The 14,598-nt window shown below is 66.4% G+C and carries 12 protein-coding genes and 1 tRNA gene; 9 read left to right on the top strand and 4 right to left on the bottom strand.

The window, feature by feature from the left end:
• Positions 1-127 precede the first annotated feature (127 nt).
• The 3 genes from GPA22_RS14125 (at position 128) to GPA22_RS14115 (ending at position 2,388) form a co-directional block, all read left to right on the top strand.
• Entirely contained in the window at positions 128-436 is a 309-nt protein-coding gene (locus GPA22_RS14125; protein WP_169256704.1) for a DUF485 domain-containing protein, read from the top strand.
• Entirely contained in the window at positions 433-2,151 is a 1,719-nt protein-coding gene (locus GPA22_RS14120; RefSeq protein WP_169256703.1) for a cation acetate symporter, read from the top strand. Before GPA22_RS14125 ends, GPA22_RS14120 begins: the two co-directional genes overlap by 4 nt.
• 161 nt (positions 2,152-2,312) lie before the next feature.
• Positions 2,313-2,388: transfer RNA gene (locus GPA22_RS14115), tRNA-Phe, on the top strand.
• Between the two features lie 200 nt (positions 2,389-2,588).
• Here GPA22_RS14115 and cysN read toward each other — a convergent pair.
• Positions 2,589-4,502 (bottom strand): sulfate adenylyltransferase subunit CysN, encoded by a 1,914-nt coding sequence (gene cysN, locus GPA22_RS14110; protein WP_169256702.1) that lies wholly within the window; start codon positions 4,500-4,502, stop codon positions 2,589-2,591.
• Entirely contained in the window at positions 4,502-5,494 is a 993-nt protein-coding gene (gene cysD / locus GPA22_RS14105) for a sulfate adenylyltransferase subunit CysD (RefSeq protein ID WP_211169131.1), read from the bottom strand. The genes cysN and cysD overlap by 1 nt, the downstream gene beginning before the upstream one ends.
• A 642-nt stretch (positions 5,495-6,136) precedes the next feature.
• Between cysD and GPA22_RS14100 the strand changes: the two genes are divergently transcribed.
• The 5 genes from GPA22_RS14100 (at position 6,137) to grxD (ending at position 10,817) form a co-directional block, all read left to right on the top strand.
• On the top strand, positions 6,137-6,916 hold the full coding sequence (locus GPA22_RS14100) for a sulfite exporter TauE/SafE family protein (protein ID WP_169256701.1): 780 nt from the start codon (positions 6,137-6,139) through the stop codon (positions 6,914-6,916).
• Positions 6,917-7,076: 160 nt separating this feature from the next.
• Positions 7,077-8,330 (top strand): glutamyl-tRNA reductase, encoded by a 1,254-nt coding sequence (gene hemA / locus GPA22_RS14095; RefSeq protein ID WP_169256700.1) that lies wholly within the window; start codon positions 7,077-7,079, stop codon positions 8,328-8,330.
• 59 nt (positions 8,331-8,389) lie between these two features.
• Positions 8,390-9,469 carry a peptide chain release factor 1 gene (gene prfA / locus GPA22_RS14090; RefSeq protein WP_169256699.1) on the top strand — a complete coding sequence of 360 codons (1,080 nt, stop codon included), beginning with the start codon at positions 8,390-8,392 and terminating at the stop codon, positions 9,467-9,469.
• Positions 9,470-9,550: 81 nt separating this feature from the next.
• Positions 9,551-10,408 (top strand): peptide chain release factor N(5)-glutamine methyltransferase, encoded by an 858-nt coding sequence (gene prmC, locus GPA22_RS14085; RefSeq protein ID WP_169256698.1) that lies wholly within the window; start codon positions 9,551-9,553, stop codon positions 10,406-10,408.
• A gap of 88 nt (positions 10,409-10,496) precedes the next feature.
• Complete coding sequence (gene grxD / locus GPA22_RS14080) at positions 10,497-10,817, top strand: Grx4 family monothiol glutaredoxin (RefSeq protein WP_169256697.1); 321 nt, start codon at positions 10,497-10,499, stop codon at positions 10,815-10,817.
• 127 nt (positions 10,818-10,944) lie between these two features.
• On the opposite strand, the gene GPA22_RS14075 is transcribed toward grxD, so the two are convergent.
• Together GPA22_RS14075 and argH are read right to left on the bottom strand one after the other, a co-directional pair.
• Positions 10,945-12,225 carry a serine/threonine protein kinase gene (locus tag GPA22_RS14075; RefSeq protein ID WP_169256696.1) on the bottom strand — a complete coding sequence of 427 codons (1,281 nt, stop codon included), beginning with the start codon at positions 12,223-12,225 and terminating at the stop codon, positions 10,945-10,947.
• 13 nt (positions 12,226-12,238) lie between these two features.
• Positions 12,239-13,657 (bottom strand): argininosuccinate lyase, encoded by a 1,419-nt coding sequence (argH, locus tag GPA22_RS14070; protein ID WP_169256695.1) that lies wholly within the window; start codon positions 13,655-13,657, stop codon positions 12,239-12,241.
• A gap of 173 nt (positions 13,658-13,830) precedes the next feature.
• On the opposite strand from argH, the gene GPA22_RS14065 reads away from it, so the two are divergent.
• On the top strand, positions 13,831-14,592 hold the full coding sequence (locus GPA22_RS14065) for a LytR/AlgR family response regulator transcription factor (RefSeq protein ID WP_169256694.1): 762 nt from the start codon (positions 13,831-13,833) through the stop codon (positions 14,590-14,592).
• The last annotated feature ends 6 nt before the right edge of the window (positions 14,593-14,598 follow it).

Below are 14,598 nucleotides of genomic sequence, written 5' to 3'. Positions count from 1 at the left end.
GCCGACGGCCTTGCGCGCCGGCGAATCTCTGTAAGCGCTCGTAAGGGCGTCGTAAGTCTCCCCGTTTAAGGTTGCGCTAACCGGGCAAAAAAAGAGCCCGGCCCGACCATCGTTTGAGGAGGGAGACATGCAAAACGATATGGTGACAAAAATCGTCGCCAACCCGAAATACCAGCAGCTGGTGAGCACGCGCTCGTCGTATGGCTGGATTCTGACGGCCATCATGATGGTCGTGTACTACGGCTACATTGCGGTGATCGCGTTCGACAAGGGACTGTTCGCCCAGAAGCTCGGTGCTGGCGTCATGACGGTCGGCATTCCCGTCGGTTTCGGGGTGATCGTGTTCACGATCATCATCACCGGCATCTACGTGCGCCGCGCGAACTCCGAGTTCGATGCGCTGACCCAGGACATCGTCAAGGAGAGCAGCAAATGAGCGGCCGCTTCATGAAACTCGGCGGCGGCCTCGCGCTCGCCCTGGGCGCGGGCGCCGTACTGGCGGCCGGCGCTGACCTCGGTCAGGCCGAGAAGCAGGCGACCAACTGGACCGCGATCATCATGTTCGCCGTCTTCGTCGTTGCCACCCTGTTCATCACCAAGTGGGCGGCGGCCAAGACCAAGTCGGCGGCGGACTTCTACACCGCCGGCGGCGGCATCACCGGCTTCCAGAACGGCCTGGCGATCGCCGGCGACTACATGTCGGCCGCGTCCTTCCTCGGCATTTCCGCCGCGGTGATGGCCAACGGCTACGATGGCCTGATCTACTCGATCGGCTTCCTCGTCGGCTGGCCGGTGATCACCTTCCTGATGGCGGAAAAGCTGCGCAATCTCGGCAAATTCACCTTTGCCGACGTCGCCGCGTACCGCTTCAAGCAGACGCCGATCCGCACCTTTGCGGCCTCCGGCACGCTGGTCGTCGTCGCGTTCTACCTGATCGCGCAGATGGTCGGTGCGGGCCAGCTGATCAAGCTGCTGTTCGGTCTGGAGTACTGGATGGCGGTCGTCATCGTCGGCGCGCTGATGATGGTGTATGTGCTGTTCGGCGGCATGACCGCGACGACCTGGGTGCAGATCATCAAGGCCTGCCTGCTGCTCGCCGGCGCGTCCTTCATGGCCTTCATGGTCATGCTGAACTACGGCTTCTCGCCGGAAGCGCTGTTCGCGGCGTCGGTCAAGGTCAAGGCGGGCGTGGCGCTGGCCGGTGGCAAGACCGCGGAAGAAGCCGGCATCATCGGCCAGGCGATCATGGGTCCGGGTTCCTTCATCAAGGATCCGATCTCCGCGATCTCGTTCGGCATGGCGCTGATGTTCGGTACCGCCGGCCTGCCGCACATCCTGATGCGCTTCTTCACCGTGCCGGATGCCAAGGAAGCCCGCAAGTCGGTGTTCTGGGCGACCACCTGGATCGGCTACTTCTACATCCTGACCTTCATCATCGGCTTCGGCGCGATCGTTCTGGTCTCGACCAACCCGCAGTTCCTCGACGCCAAGGGCGGCCTGATCGGCGGCGGCAACATGGCCGCTATCCACCTCGCCAACGCGGTCGGCGGCAACGTGTTCCTCGGCTTCATCTCCGCGGTCGCGTTCGCCACCATCCTCGCGGTGGTTGCCGGTCTGACGCTGTCGGGTGCTTCGGCGGTGTCGCACGACCTGTACGCCACGGTGTTCAAGCACGGCAACGCCGATTCGGCCTCCGAGCTGCGTGTGTCGCGCATCACCACGGTGGTTCTCGGTGTCGTCGCGGTCATCCTCGGCATCGCGTTCGAGAAGCAGAACATCGCGTTCATGGTCTCGCTGGCCTTCGCGATCGCCGCTTCGGCCAACTTCCCGGTGCTGTTCATGTCGGTGCTGTGGAAGGACTGCACGACGCGCGGCGCATGCTGGGGCGGTTTCCTCGGCCTGATCACCGCCGTGGTGCTGACGATCGTGTCGCCGTCGGTGTGGGAAGCCACGCTCGGCAACCCGAAGGGCTCGGCGCTGTTCCCCTACACCTCGCCGGCGCTCTTCTCGATGGCCGCAGGCTTCATCGGCATCTGGCTGTTCTCGATCCTCGACAACAGCGCCCGTGCCCAGGAAGACCGTGCAGGTTACCTCGCGCAGAAGGTGCGTTCGGAAACCGGCATCGGCGCGGAAGCCGCTTCCGGTCACTAAGATGCGCCACCTCCGCCGGCCTGCGGGCCGGCGGTTGCAGGAAACGAACATGGGGCAGCCGACGGCTGCCCCATGTTTTTTGCGTAGGCGCGATATTTCAGCGTCGTGACGAAAATATGTTTGACTCGTCGCCGATACCCGCTATAATGCGCGTCTTCACCGGCCAGGTAGCTCAGTTGGTAGAGCAGCGGATTGAAAATCCGCGTGTCGGCGGTTCGATTCCGTCCCTGGCCACCAAGAAATACCAAGCACTTAGCCCAGCCATCGCGCTGGGCTAAGTGCTTTTGGGCGTCCGGCATTTATTGACGCGCCGGGCATGTCGTCACGTCATGCGGATGACGTGACTCCCGTGGCGCGCGGCGATCCGAGACGTTCTGATCCAGCTGAATGCAGCGCAGACAAGGGAGCGCTACGCCTTGCTCCCTCGACTGATCGCCTCACCGCGAATCGGTGAGCCGCTGAACCAGATGAGATACCGTGTCCTGCAGGGACGCTTGCCTGGTATCGACGACCAGGTTCGGATGTTCCGGGGGCTCGTACGGGCTGTTGATGCCGGTCATGTTCGGTAGCTGCCCGCTGCGCGCCTTCTTGTAGAGCCCTTTCGGATCGCGCTGTTCGCACAGTTCCAGCGGCGTATCGACAAACACCTCGATGAAGTGGTCCTGCCCGATGAGTTCGCGCGCCATTTCGCGCTCGGCGCGGAAGGGGCTGATGAAGGCGGTCATCACGATCAGGCCTGCATCCATCATCAGCCTGGCGACCTCCGCGACGCGGCGGATGTTCTCCACGCGGTCGGCATCGGTAAAGCCGAGGTCCTTGTTGAGCCCCTGCCGGACATTGTCGCCGTCCAGGATGTAGGTGCGCCTGCCCTGGGCGTGGAGCTCCTTTTCCAGCGCGTTGGCAATGGTGGACTTGCCCGAGCCGGACAGGCCCGTGAACCAGATGACCTTGCCCTGATGGCCGTTGAGCCGTTCGCGGTCCTCGCGACTGATGCTCAGTGCCTGACGGTGCACGTTCTGCGCGCGGCGCAGGTTGTGGCGGATCATGCCGGTCGCCACCGTCGCGTGGGTGAACTTGTCCACGAGGATGAAGCCGCCGAGCGTGTGCGACTGCTCGTAGGTGTCGAACACCAGCGGCCTGCTCAGGGCGAGGTTGACCACGGCAATGTCGTTCAGCCCCAGCTTCCGGCAGGACTCGTGCGCCTGGGTGTTGACGTCCACGCGATATTTCAGCGCCGTGATGCTGGCGGTCGCCCATTGGTTGGCGAGCTTCAGCTCGTAGGCGCGGCCGACGAGGCCGGCGTCGTCCTGCATCCAGACCAGGGTTGCCTCGAACTGGTCGGTCATCTCCAGCGGCTGGTCGGCGCGCGCCAGCACGTCCCCCCTGGAGCTATCGACTTCGCGATCCAGCACCAGGGTGACGGCGTCGCCGGCGTTGGCGGCGCCCAGGTCGCCGTCCGCAGTCACGATGCGCGCCACGCGGGCGACCTGGCCGGATGCCGTGACCCGCACTTCGTCGCCCACGGCGAGCTCGCCCGAGGCCAGGGTGCCGCTGAAGCCGCGGAAGTCGGCATGCGGCCGGTTGACCCACTGAACGGGGAAGGCGGCCTTGGCATGCGCGGGAGGTTCGATCTCGATCGTCTCGAGGCACGCCATGAGGGTCGGTCCCTGGTACCAGGGCGTCTGCGCCGACCGCGCGGTGATGTTGTCGCCCTTGAGCGCCGACACCGGGATGGCGGTGACGCTGTCGAACCCCAGCGTCGCGGCCATGTCCTTGAACGAGGCCTGGATCGCGTCGAAAACCTGCCGATCGTACGCCACCAGATCCATCTTGTTGATGGCGAGGATGACGTGCCGGATGCCGACCAGCGAGACGAGGTAGGCGTGCCGGCGGGTCTGGGTCAGCACGCCCTGTCGCGCGTCCACAAGGAGCACGGCGACGTCGGCGGTGGAGGCGCCGGTGACCATGTTGCGCGTGTACTGTTCGTGGCCCGGCGTGTCGGCGACGATGAACTTGCGCCGCGGCGTGGAAAAGAAGCGGTAGGCGACGTCGATCGTGATGCCTTGCTCGCGTTCGGCGGCAAGGCCGTCGACCAGCAGGGCGAGGTCGATCTGGTCACCTTGGGTGCCGTGGCGCTTCGAGTCCGCCGTCAGTGCCGCCAGCTGGTCATCGAAGATCTGTTGCGATTCCCACAGCAGGCGGCCGATCAGCGTGCTCTTGCCGTCATCCACGCTGCCGCAGGTGATGAAGCGCAGCATGTCCTGATGGGCTTGCCGGGCCAGCCACTCGGCAACGGTCAGTGCTTCCGGTTTGGCTTGCGCGGTTTGCTCCGATTTCTTGACGCGTGCCATCAGAAATAGCCCTCCTGCTTCTTCTTTTCCATGGAGCCGGCGCTGTCGGTGTCGATCCTGCGGCCCTCGCGTTCCGACTGGCGGGCGTTGATGACTTCCAGCAGGATGTCTTCCAGCGTTTCGGCTTCGGACTCGACGGCCCCGGTCAGCGGGTAGCAGCCGAGGGTGCGGAAGCGCACCTTGCGGATCTGGATCTCTTCGCCGGGCAGCAGCCGGCAGCGCTCGTCATCGACCATCATGATCATCCCGGGCCGCTGCACCACGGGCCGCGGCTTGGCGAAGTACAGGGGCACGACCGGGATGTTCTCCTCGTAGATGTACTGCCAGATGTCGAGTTCGGTCCAGTTCGACAGCGGAAACACGCGGATGCTTTCGCCCGGGTTCTTGCGCGTGTTGTAGAGGTTCCAGGGCTCGGGGCGCTGGTTCTTCGGCTCCCAGCGGTGGGTTGCGGTGCGAAACGAGAATACCCGCTCCTTGGCGCGCGATTTCTCTTCGTCGCGGCGGGCCCCGCCGAAGACCACGTCGAACTGGTAGTGGTCCAGCGCCTGCTTCAGCCCCTCGGTCTTCGTGATGTCGGTGTGCAGGGCGGAGCCGTGGTCGAAGGGGTTGATGTCCTTCTCGATGGCTTCCGGATTGGTGTGCACCAGCAGGTCCATGCCGCTTTCGCGCGCCATGAAGTCACGGAACAGGTACATCTCCTGGAACTTCCAGCGCGTGTCCACGTGCAGCAGCGGAAACGGCGGGGGTGCCGGGTAGAAGGCCTTGCGCGCCAGATGCAGCATGACGCCGCTGTCCTTGCCGATGGAGTACAGCATCACCGGATTCCGGGCTTCGGCGACGGCTTCGCGGATGATGTGGATGCTTTCGGCCTCGAGGCGCTTCAGGTGGAGCGAAACGCCCGTGCGGCCCCTGTCAGCATCCTGATTCGCTTGCGTCTTGAGGATGGGGCGGTACGCCTGCGGACAGGTGCCGATCAGCTCGATGTCGGGCATGTCCCGCAGCTGACCGACCAGGGTGCCATGGGGAAACACCGCGATGGGTTTCCCGATGTGTCGTTGCAGTTCGCCGAGGGCCTGCCGGACGTGAGCGGCATCCGCCGCGGCCAACGGTATCCAGAAGCGGGCGCCGCGGGCGTCGTTGGCGTGCAGGCAGGGCTTGCCGTCCGGCAACGGGTGCAGCTGGACGAACAGCACGCGGTCGCGCCGCTTGCGCGCTTGCTCTATCGCCCAGTCGAGCACCAGGCGATTGGGAGGGCGGTCGAGCTCGTCCAGTAGTTGACTTTCGGTGAGCTCTTGAGGGAGCACGCCGAGTGACTGCAAGCGACGTTCTGCGGTGCGCTTGGTGTCAGCCTGGCCGGTGTGCTTGAGGTGCTCGTAGGCCAGTTCGGTGTCCCAGACCTGTTCTGCATCGAGCCCCAGGAGGGAGTGATCGGAGGTTGTCGCAGTCTGCATGATTTGCGAATTTGATTTCAATGCGGCTAATGCTACCATGCAAAAAATGTTGTTATGGCGAACGCTTCACAAAATGCGACATCTTGATTTGGCCCCCTTGGCTGCTGAACTGATGCCGACTTCTCGCGCGGATGCCGTGCGCCCCTGTTTCAATGCGACGCGTCACGCCGCGTTGATCGCGGCATGATAGCCGGCGACTACGCGTTGGCCGGTGCGCTGACCGGTTTCGTCATCGGCCTGACCGGCGTGGGCGGGGGCGCCTTGATGACGCCGATCCTGCTGCTGGTCTTCGGGGTGTCGCCGACCACGGCGATTGCGACCGATCTGTGGTTCGCAGCCGTGACCAAGATCGTCGGCGCACGCGTTCATCACGCCAATGGCCATGTGGACTGGCAGGTCGTCAGGCGCCTTTGGTTGGGCAGCCTGCCGATGGCCTTGCTGATCGTCGTGCTGGTGAGCCTCGGGGCGCCGGTCGCCAAGGTGGGCCTGCTCTCCAGTGCGATCGGCGTGGTGGTCCTGGTTACGGCCGTCGGGCTGCTGGCCGCCCCGAAACTGCTTGCGTCGGCCAGAGGCCGGCGAATCAGTCGGCCGGAACGCTTCAAGGCCTTGCAGCCCGCGCTGACCGTGACGTCGGGCGCGATCCTGGGGCTTTGCGTCGCCCTGACATCCGTGGGGGCCGGCGCCTTGGGCAGCGTGATGCTGCTCTACCTCTACCCGCTGCGCATGACGCCGCACCGCCTGGTCGCGACGGACATCGTGCATGCCATTCCGCTGGCGGTCGTCGCGGGCATCGGGTATCTGTTTGCAGGCATGGTGGATTGGTGGATGCTCGCCAGCCTGCTGACGGGTTCGATCCCCGCTGTCATCGTGGGCAGTACGCTTGCCGGCAAGGTGGCGGGGCGCGGGATTCAGATCGCGCTGGCGACGGTGCTGATGGCCGCGGGGGTGAAGGTTCTGGTGTGACGAAGGGGAAAGGCGAGTCGGCCAGCGGGCCGTCCGCTTGCCGCCCCGTTCCCGCCTGCGTTGCGATATCGGCAACAGAATTGACTGATTCTGCGCAATATAGGGACGATTCCTGCGGTGCTATAATCCGCCAGATCAAGCACCTTATCTGCGATCGCGCATGCAACTTTATGCTCTTGGTCTGAATCATCACACCGCACCGCTCAATATCCGGGAGCGTGTGGCGTTTCAGCCCGAACGGCTGGATGATGCCCTGCACGATCTGACGAATGCGCACACGGTGCGCGAGGCCGCGATCCTGTCGACCTGCAACCGCACCGAGCTGTATTTCGCCACCGAGCAGCCGCAACACGCCGCCGACTGGCTGGCGCGCTTCCATCAGGTTTCCTTGAAGGATGTGTCGCCCTACCTCTACACCTACCCGCAGCGCGACGCGATCCGGCATGTGTTCCGCGTCGCCAGCGGGCTCGACTCGATGGTGATCGGCGAGCCGCAGATCCTCGGCCAGGTCAAGGACGCGGCGCGGCGGGCGGAAGAGGCGGGGACGATGGGGACCCTGCTGCACAAGCTGTTCCAGAACACCTTCGCAGTGGCCAAGGAAGTGCGTTCGACGACGGCAATCGGCGCCAATATCGTGTCGATGGCCGCCGCCGCCGTGCACCTGTCGGAACGCATCTTCGAGCGCATTTCGGACCAGCGCGTGCTGTTCATCGGCGCCGGCGAGATGATCGAGCTGTGCGCAGCGCACTTCGCGGGGGCGGGCCCGAAGGAGATGGTCGTCGCGAACCGCACCGAGGAGCGCGCCCAGGTCGTGGCAAGCCGCTTCGGCGCCGGCGTGATGCGTCTCGACGGGATCGGCGACGTGTTGTCGCAGTTCGACATCGTGGTGTCCTGTACGGCCGCACCGTTGCCCATCGTGGGCCTCGGTATGGTCGAGCGCGCGATCAAGGCACGCCGGCACAAGCCGATGGTGATGGTGGACCTCGCCGTGCCGCGGGACATCGAGCCCGAGGTCGCCGCGCTCGACGACGTCTTCCTGTACACCGTCGATGACCTCGCGCAGGTCGTGGATGCGGGGCTAGAGTCGCGCCAGCAGGCCGTGCTCGAGGCCGAGGAGATCATCAATACGCGCGTGGACGGTTTCCTGCACTGGATGCAGGCGCGCGATGCCGTGCCGACGATCAAGGCGCTGCGCCAGCACGCGGAGATGCTGCGGACCGTGGAAGTCGAGCGCGCCAGCAAGCTGCTCGCGAAGGGCGAGGATCCGCAGAAGGTGCTCGACGCGCTGAGCCACGGCCTGATCAACAAGCTGATGCACGGGCCGACCCGATTCCTGAACCAGTCCGACGGCGAGCAGCACGTCGACGTGGCGCGGCTGGTGCAGCAGCTCTTCAATCTCAACGCGCACGACTAGGCGCGTCGGCGCCGGCTGTCGGCGCGACGCCCGTCCTTGCGTTCTCCGGTCATTTCCCGATGAAGCAGAGCATCCGCGAAAAGCTCGATTTCCTGAGCAGTCGACTCGCCGAACTGGATCGCGAACTCGCGTCCGAGGAGGCGGCGCGCGACATGGATGCCTTCCGCGCGCTGGGACGCGAGCGTGCCGAGATCGAGCCCGTGGTGGCCCTGTACGATGCGTGGCGTCAGACGGAGAGCGATGCCGCCAGCGCGCGCGAGATGCTCGCGGATGCGGAGATGCGCGAACTGGCCGAGCTGGAGCTGGCGTCGTGCGCGGAGCGTATCGGCACGCTGGAGGACGAACTGCAGCGCGCGCTGCTGCCGCGCGACCCCGACGACGAGCGCAACCTGTTCCTCGAGGTGCGCGCCGGCACCGGCGGCGACGAGGCGGCGCTGTTCGCGGGCGACCTGCTGCGCATGTACACGCGCTACGCCGAACGGCAGCGCTGGAAGGTCGAGATCGTGTCGGCCAGCGAATCCGATCTCGGCGGCTACAAGGAAGTGATCGCACGCGTCGTCGGCAGCGGCGCGTATGCCAGGCTCAAGTTCGAATCCGGCGGGCACCGCGTGCAGCGGGTGCCGGCGACCGAGACGCAGGGTCGCATCCATACTTCGGCCTGCACGGTCGCCGTGATGCCCGAGGCGGACGAGCTGGAGGCGGTGAACATCAATCCGGCCGACCTGCGCATCGACACCTTCCGTGCGAGCGGGGCGGGCGGACAGCACATCAACAAGACCGACTCGGCCGTGCGCATCACGCACCTGCCCACCGGCATCGTCGTGGAGTGCCAGGACGATCGCTCGCAGCATCGCAACAAGGCGCAGGCGATGTCGGTGCTGGTCGCGCGCATCCACGACATCCAGCTGCGCGAGCAGCAGGCGCGCGAGGCCGCCACGCGCAAGAGCCTCGTCGGCAGCGGCGACCGCTCGGAGCGCATCCGCACCTACAATTTCCCGCAGGGGCGCATCACCGACCATCGCATCAATCTCACCCTGTACAAGCTGGACGCGGTGATGGACGGCGAGCTCGACGACCTGATCGCCGCGCTCACGGCCGAACACCAGGCCGGGCAGTTGGCGGCGCTCGCGGGTGAGTGACGTGAGCGCGCCGGCGCGAAGCCTGTGCTCGACCCGGTCCCGTTGCGCAGGGATGGCGAGGGTGTCGAGCAGGGTGTGGTCATGATCGAGACCCCGGAATTTGCGCCGGACATTGCCGGAGCCCTGAACTGGGCGCGCGCGCGCATCGCGATTGTCGATGCGCGCATCCTGCTGCGCCACGTGCTGCAATGTTCGGCGGCCCGCCTCGCGGCCTACCCCGAAGCACGGCTCGAGGAGCGCGAGTGGAGCGAATTCCGTAGCCTCGTCGAGCGCCGCGAGGTCGGGGAGCCGGTGGCCTACCTGATCGGCGAGCGCGAGTTCTACGGCCGCTCGTTCATGGTCGGGCCCGCGGTGCTGATTCCGCGCCCGGACACCGAGCTCCTGATCGAACTGGCGCTCGCGCATTTCGGCGACAAGCCGAGGACGCGGGTGCTCGACCTGGGCACCGGCAGCGGCGCACTGGCGGTGACGCTGGCGCTCGAGCTGGCCGATGCGGACGTGACCGCGGTGGACCGTTCGCGCGAGGCCCTGCTGGTCGCGATGGCCAACGCCGCACGTCTCAAGGCGAGCGTGTCCTTCGTGCTCGGCGACTGGTTCTCGCACCTCGGCGGCGACCGCTACCAGCTGATCGTCGCGAATCCCCCGTACGTCGCGGCGGACGACCCGCACCTGAGCGAGGGCGACGTGCGCTTCGAGCCGGGTACCGCGCTGGCCGCGGGGCCGCAGGGGCTGGACGACCTCGCGGCGATCGCTGCCGAGGCGCCGCGCCATCTCGAAGCGGGCGGCTGGCTTTTCATGGAGCACGGTTACGACCAGGCGGCGGCGGTGCGCGGCCTGCTGACGGATGCGGGGTTCTCGTCGATCGCGTCGTGGAAGGATCTCGGCGGTATCGAACGGGTGTCGGGCGGCCAGTGGCAGGGGCGCGGCGAGTCGCGCTGAATGCGTGTCGGCGGCAGGGCTATTGACGCGAGGGGTGGCAGTCCCTAGAATTTTCCGAGTTAATTACTCAACTTTTGGAATGCGCAACATGGATATCCAGAACGTCATCCGCGAACAGGTCACCGGCAACCCGGTCGTGCTGTACATGAAGGGCACGCCCCAGTTCCCGATGTGCGGCTTTTCCGCCACCGCGGTGCAGATCCTGAAGAACCTGGGCGTCACCAACCTGTACTCGGTGAACGTGCTGGAGAACGAGGAGATCCGCAGCGGCATCAAGGAATTCGCCAACTGGCCGACGATTCCGCAGCTCTACATCAAGGGCGAGTTCGTCGGCGGCTGTGACATCATGCGCGAGATGTACGAGAACGGCGAGCTGAAGACGATGCTCGCCGAAGCCGGCGTCAAGTAAGCCCCGTCGTCCGCGCGGCGCCTGGCCGCGCAGGAACCGGTATCAGGCCCGCCCGTCGATGGCGGGCTTGTCTTTTTGGGCCGTGCGACGTGCGTGCGCGGCCTTCCTGCCCGCCGCCGGGCAGCTCTCAGATCCCTGCGATGCGCGAATTCGCGAGCGACAGGCGGGTCGCCAGGACCTCGAGGAATCCCTGATAGAAATGCATGCGCGTCGCATCCGACGCCCGGTTCAGGGCCTGTGCGTCGATGCGGATCGTTTCGAGTGCCGTGACCGCCTCGACCGAGGCCGAGCGCACCGACCCGCCGGCGGCGAACAGGGACATTTCGCCGAAGCATTCCCCTTCGCTGAGGAGGTTGAGCAGCCGGCCGCGTTTCCTGACGCGTGCCTCGCCGGCGGCGAGGAAACAGAAGTGGTCGCCCGGTTCCCCTTCCCGGATGACGACCGTGCCCGGTTGCACCCGGCTCCAGCGCGACAGGCCGATCACTTCCCACAGCTCCACGTCGCTGAAGCTGCGGAAGAAGGTGAGGCGCCGCAGGGTCTGGAACTTTTCCGCGTCGGGGATGGGGGAGTGGATCGAAGCGGCGGCGCGATTACGGAAGGCGCACGCGAGATCGTGCGCGAAGTCCGGCCAGCTGCGATAGCGACGGTCGAGATCGCGGTCGATCGCGCGCCGGACGATGGCTTCCAGCGCGTCGGGGATGTCGGGCCGGATCGACGCGGGGGCGGGCGCCTCGTCGTGCGCGATGCTGTACAGCAGACTGAACTGGTTGTCGGCTTCGAAGGGCAGGCGGCCGGTGAGCAGCTGGTACATGACGACGCCGAGCGAATAGATGTCCGTCTGCTGATCGAGCGGCATCTGGCGCACCTGCTGCGGTGACATGTACGAAGGCGAACCGACCGAGGCGATCTGCGTCGAGTCGCTGCCGGCGTCGAAGGCGGAGCCGAAGTCGGAAACCTTGATGTCCTGGCCGTCGCGGTCGGTCAGCAGGATGTTGGCCGGCTTGATGTCGCGATGGGTGATCCCGCGGCGGAAGGCGTAGTCGAGCGCCCGGGTGCATTTGAAGATGATTTCGATCAGGCGATCGAAGGGGAGCAGCGCGCCGGGCGTGCAGAAATCCGCGAGCGTGCCGCCGCCGACGTGCTCCATGACGATCCAGGCATCCTCGTCGTCGACATGCGCATCGAAGGTGCGGACGATGTGCGGGTGGATCAGCTTGCCGGCGAGCGCCGCCTCGTTCATCAGGAGGTGGCGATAAACATGCCCGCGCTGCGGATCGCGCAGGATCTCCGGGTGGATGCGCTTGATCGCGACCTCGCGCCCGGCGAAGGGGTCCCACGCGAGATGAACGGAACTGGTGGCGCCCGCACCGAGCGGGCGCCTGATTTCGTATTTGCCGATCCGTTCCATCGGCGGCCGGGCGTCAGGCCAGCGTGCTGCGCGCCCGCGCGATCGCCGCGCGGACCTGCTCGGGGGCCGTCCCGCCGATATGCTTGCGCGAGGCGAGCGAGCCTTCGACCGTGAGCACGCCGAAGACGTCGTCCTTCACGCGTTCGGCGGCGCCCGGTACGTGCGCCATCGCGGCGCGCAGCTCGTCGAGCGAGAACTGCGGCAGGTCGCAGCCCTTCACGTCGGCGGCGCGCACGGCGAGCGCGACCGCTTCGTGCGCGTCGCGGAAGGGCAAGCCGTTCTTGACCAGGTAGTCGGCGAGGTCGGTCGCGGTGGCGTAACCCTGTTTGAGCGCGTCGCGCATCGCGTCGGCCTTCACGCGGATGCCGGTGATCATGTCCGCGTAGATGCGCAGCGTGTCGATCACGGTGTCGGCGGTGTCGAAGAGCGGTTCCTTGTCTTCCTGGTTGTCCTTGTTGTATGCCAGCGGCTGGCCCTTCATCAGCGTCAGCAGCGCGATCAGGCTGCCGTTCACGCGGCCGGTCTTGCCGCGCACGAGCTCGGGGACGTCCGGGTTCTTCTTCTGCGGCATGATCGAGCTGCCGGTGCAGAAGCGGTCGGCGAGGTCGATGAAGCCCACGCGCGGGCTCATCCACAGGATCAGCTCCTCGGAGAAGCGCGACAGGTGGGTCATCAGCAAGGACGACGCGGCGCAGAATTCGATCGCGAAATCGCGATCGCTGACGGCGTCGAGCGAGTTGTAGCAGACCTCGTCGAAGCCGAGTTCCTGCGCGACGAACTCGCGGTCGATCGGGTAGCTCGTGCCGGCGAGCGCGGCACTGCCGAGCGGCAGGCGGTTCACGCGCTTGCGGCAGTCGGCGAAGCGTTCGGCGTCGCGGCGGCTCATCTCGAAGTAGGCCATCAGGTGGTGGCCGAAGGTCACCGGCTGGGCGACCTGCAGGTGCGTGAAGCCGGGCATCGGCGTCGCGGCGTTGGCCTCGGCGACGTCGAGCAGGTTCGTCTGGAAATCGCCGATCAGCGCGAGGATCTGGTCGATCGCGTCGCGCAGCCACAGGCGGATGTCGGTCGCGACCTGGTCGTTGCGGCTGCGGCCGGTGTGCAGGCGCTTGCCCGCGTCGCCGACGAGCGTGGTGAGGCGCTTTTCGATGTTGAGGTGCACGTCCTCGTCGTCGAGGTTCCACGCGAACTCGCCGCGCTCGATCTCGCCCGCGATCTGCGCCATGCCGCGCTCGATGTCGGCGAGGTCCTGCGCGCCGATGATCCCCTGGCGCGCGAGCATCTTCGCGTGCGCGAGCGAACCGCGGATGTCCTGGCGCGCCATGCGCTGGTCGAAGAACACCGAGGCGGTGTAGCGTTTCACGAGGTCCGAGACCGGCTCGGTGAAGCGGCCCGACCAGGCCTTGGCCGGCTGCGAGGAGGTGGTGTCTGTCATAATGTCCGTCAGTGGTGTGGCGCGGCCGGATGCGGCCCTTGGGTGGCGAGGTGCCCGGCGACGGGATCCCCCGCGCAAACAGGCCAAAAGTATAAAGCAAAAGCCCTGCTCGCCTTTCCCGCCGGATCGCGGGGTGCAGGCAGGGCGTCCAGGGGCAGGGAGGGCGAACGAAGATGTCGGCACAGGCTCTGCGGGTGTTGATCGTCGATGACGAGGCGCCGGCCCGCGCGCGCCTGCGCGACCTGCTGGCCGACGTTGCGCCGGATCAGCCGACCCTGCTGGTGGGCGTGGCCGCGAACGGCGTCGAGGCGCTGCGCCTGATCGAGCAGGAGCCGGCGGACGTCGTGCTTGCGGATATCCGCATGCCGGTGATGGATGGGGTCGAGCTGGCGCGCCACCTCGGTCGTCTGGAGAATCCGCCGGCGGTGATCTTCACCACGGCCTACGACGGCTATGCCGTGCAGGCCTTCGAGCTTTCCGCGGTCGATTACCTGCTCAAGCCCGTCAGGCCGCAACGCCTGGCCGACGCACTGGCCAAGGCGCGGCGCCGCCTGCCGCCGCCGGACGCTGCGCTGGCGGCGATCGCCCCCGGTGCGCGCCAGCACTTCAGCGTCAACGAGCGCGGCCGCATCCTGCTCGTGCCGGTGGCGGACGTGCTGTGCCTGCGCGCCGAACTGAAATACGTGACGGCACGCACGGCCGAGCGTGAATACCTGCTCGACGAGTCGCTGGTGCAGCTTGAGCAGGAGTTCGCGGCCCGCTTCCTGCGCATCCACCGCAACTGCCTGGTGGCGCGGGCCGCGGTCGTCGGCGTCGAGCGCGCGGGCGAGCAGGAGGGCGAGCCGCACTGGGACATCCTGCTCGCCGGGTTGCCCGAAGGCCTGCCGGTGAGCCGCCGGCAGTGGCCGGCGGTGAAGCAGATACTCGGACTCTGAGCGGCG

Source organism: Aromatoleum toluvorans (genome assembly GCF_012910905.1).
Classification (GTDB): domain Bacteria; phylum Pseudomonadota; class Gammaproteobacteria; order Burkholderiales; family Rhodocyclaceae; genus Aromatoleum; species Aromatoleum toluvorans.
This window is presented reverse-complemented; position numbering and strand designations above follow the sequence as displayed.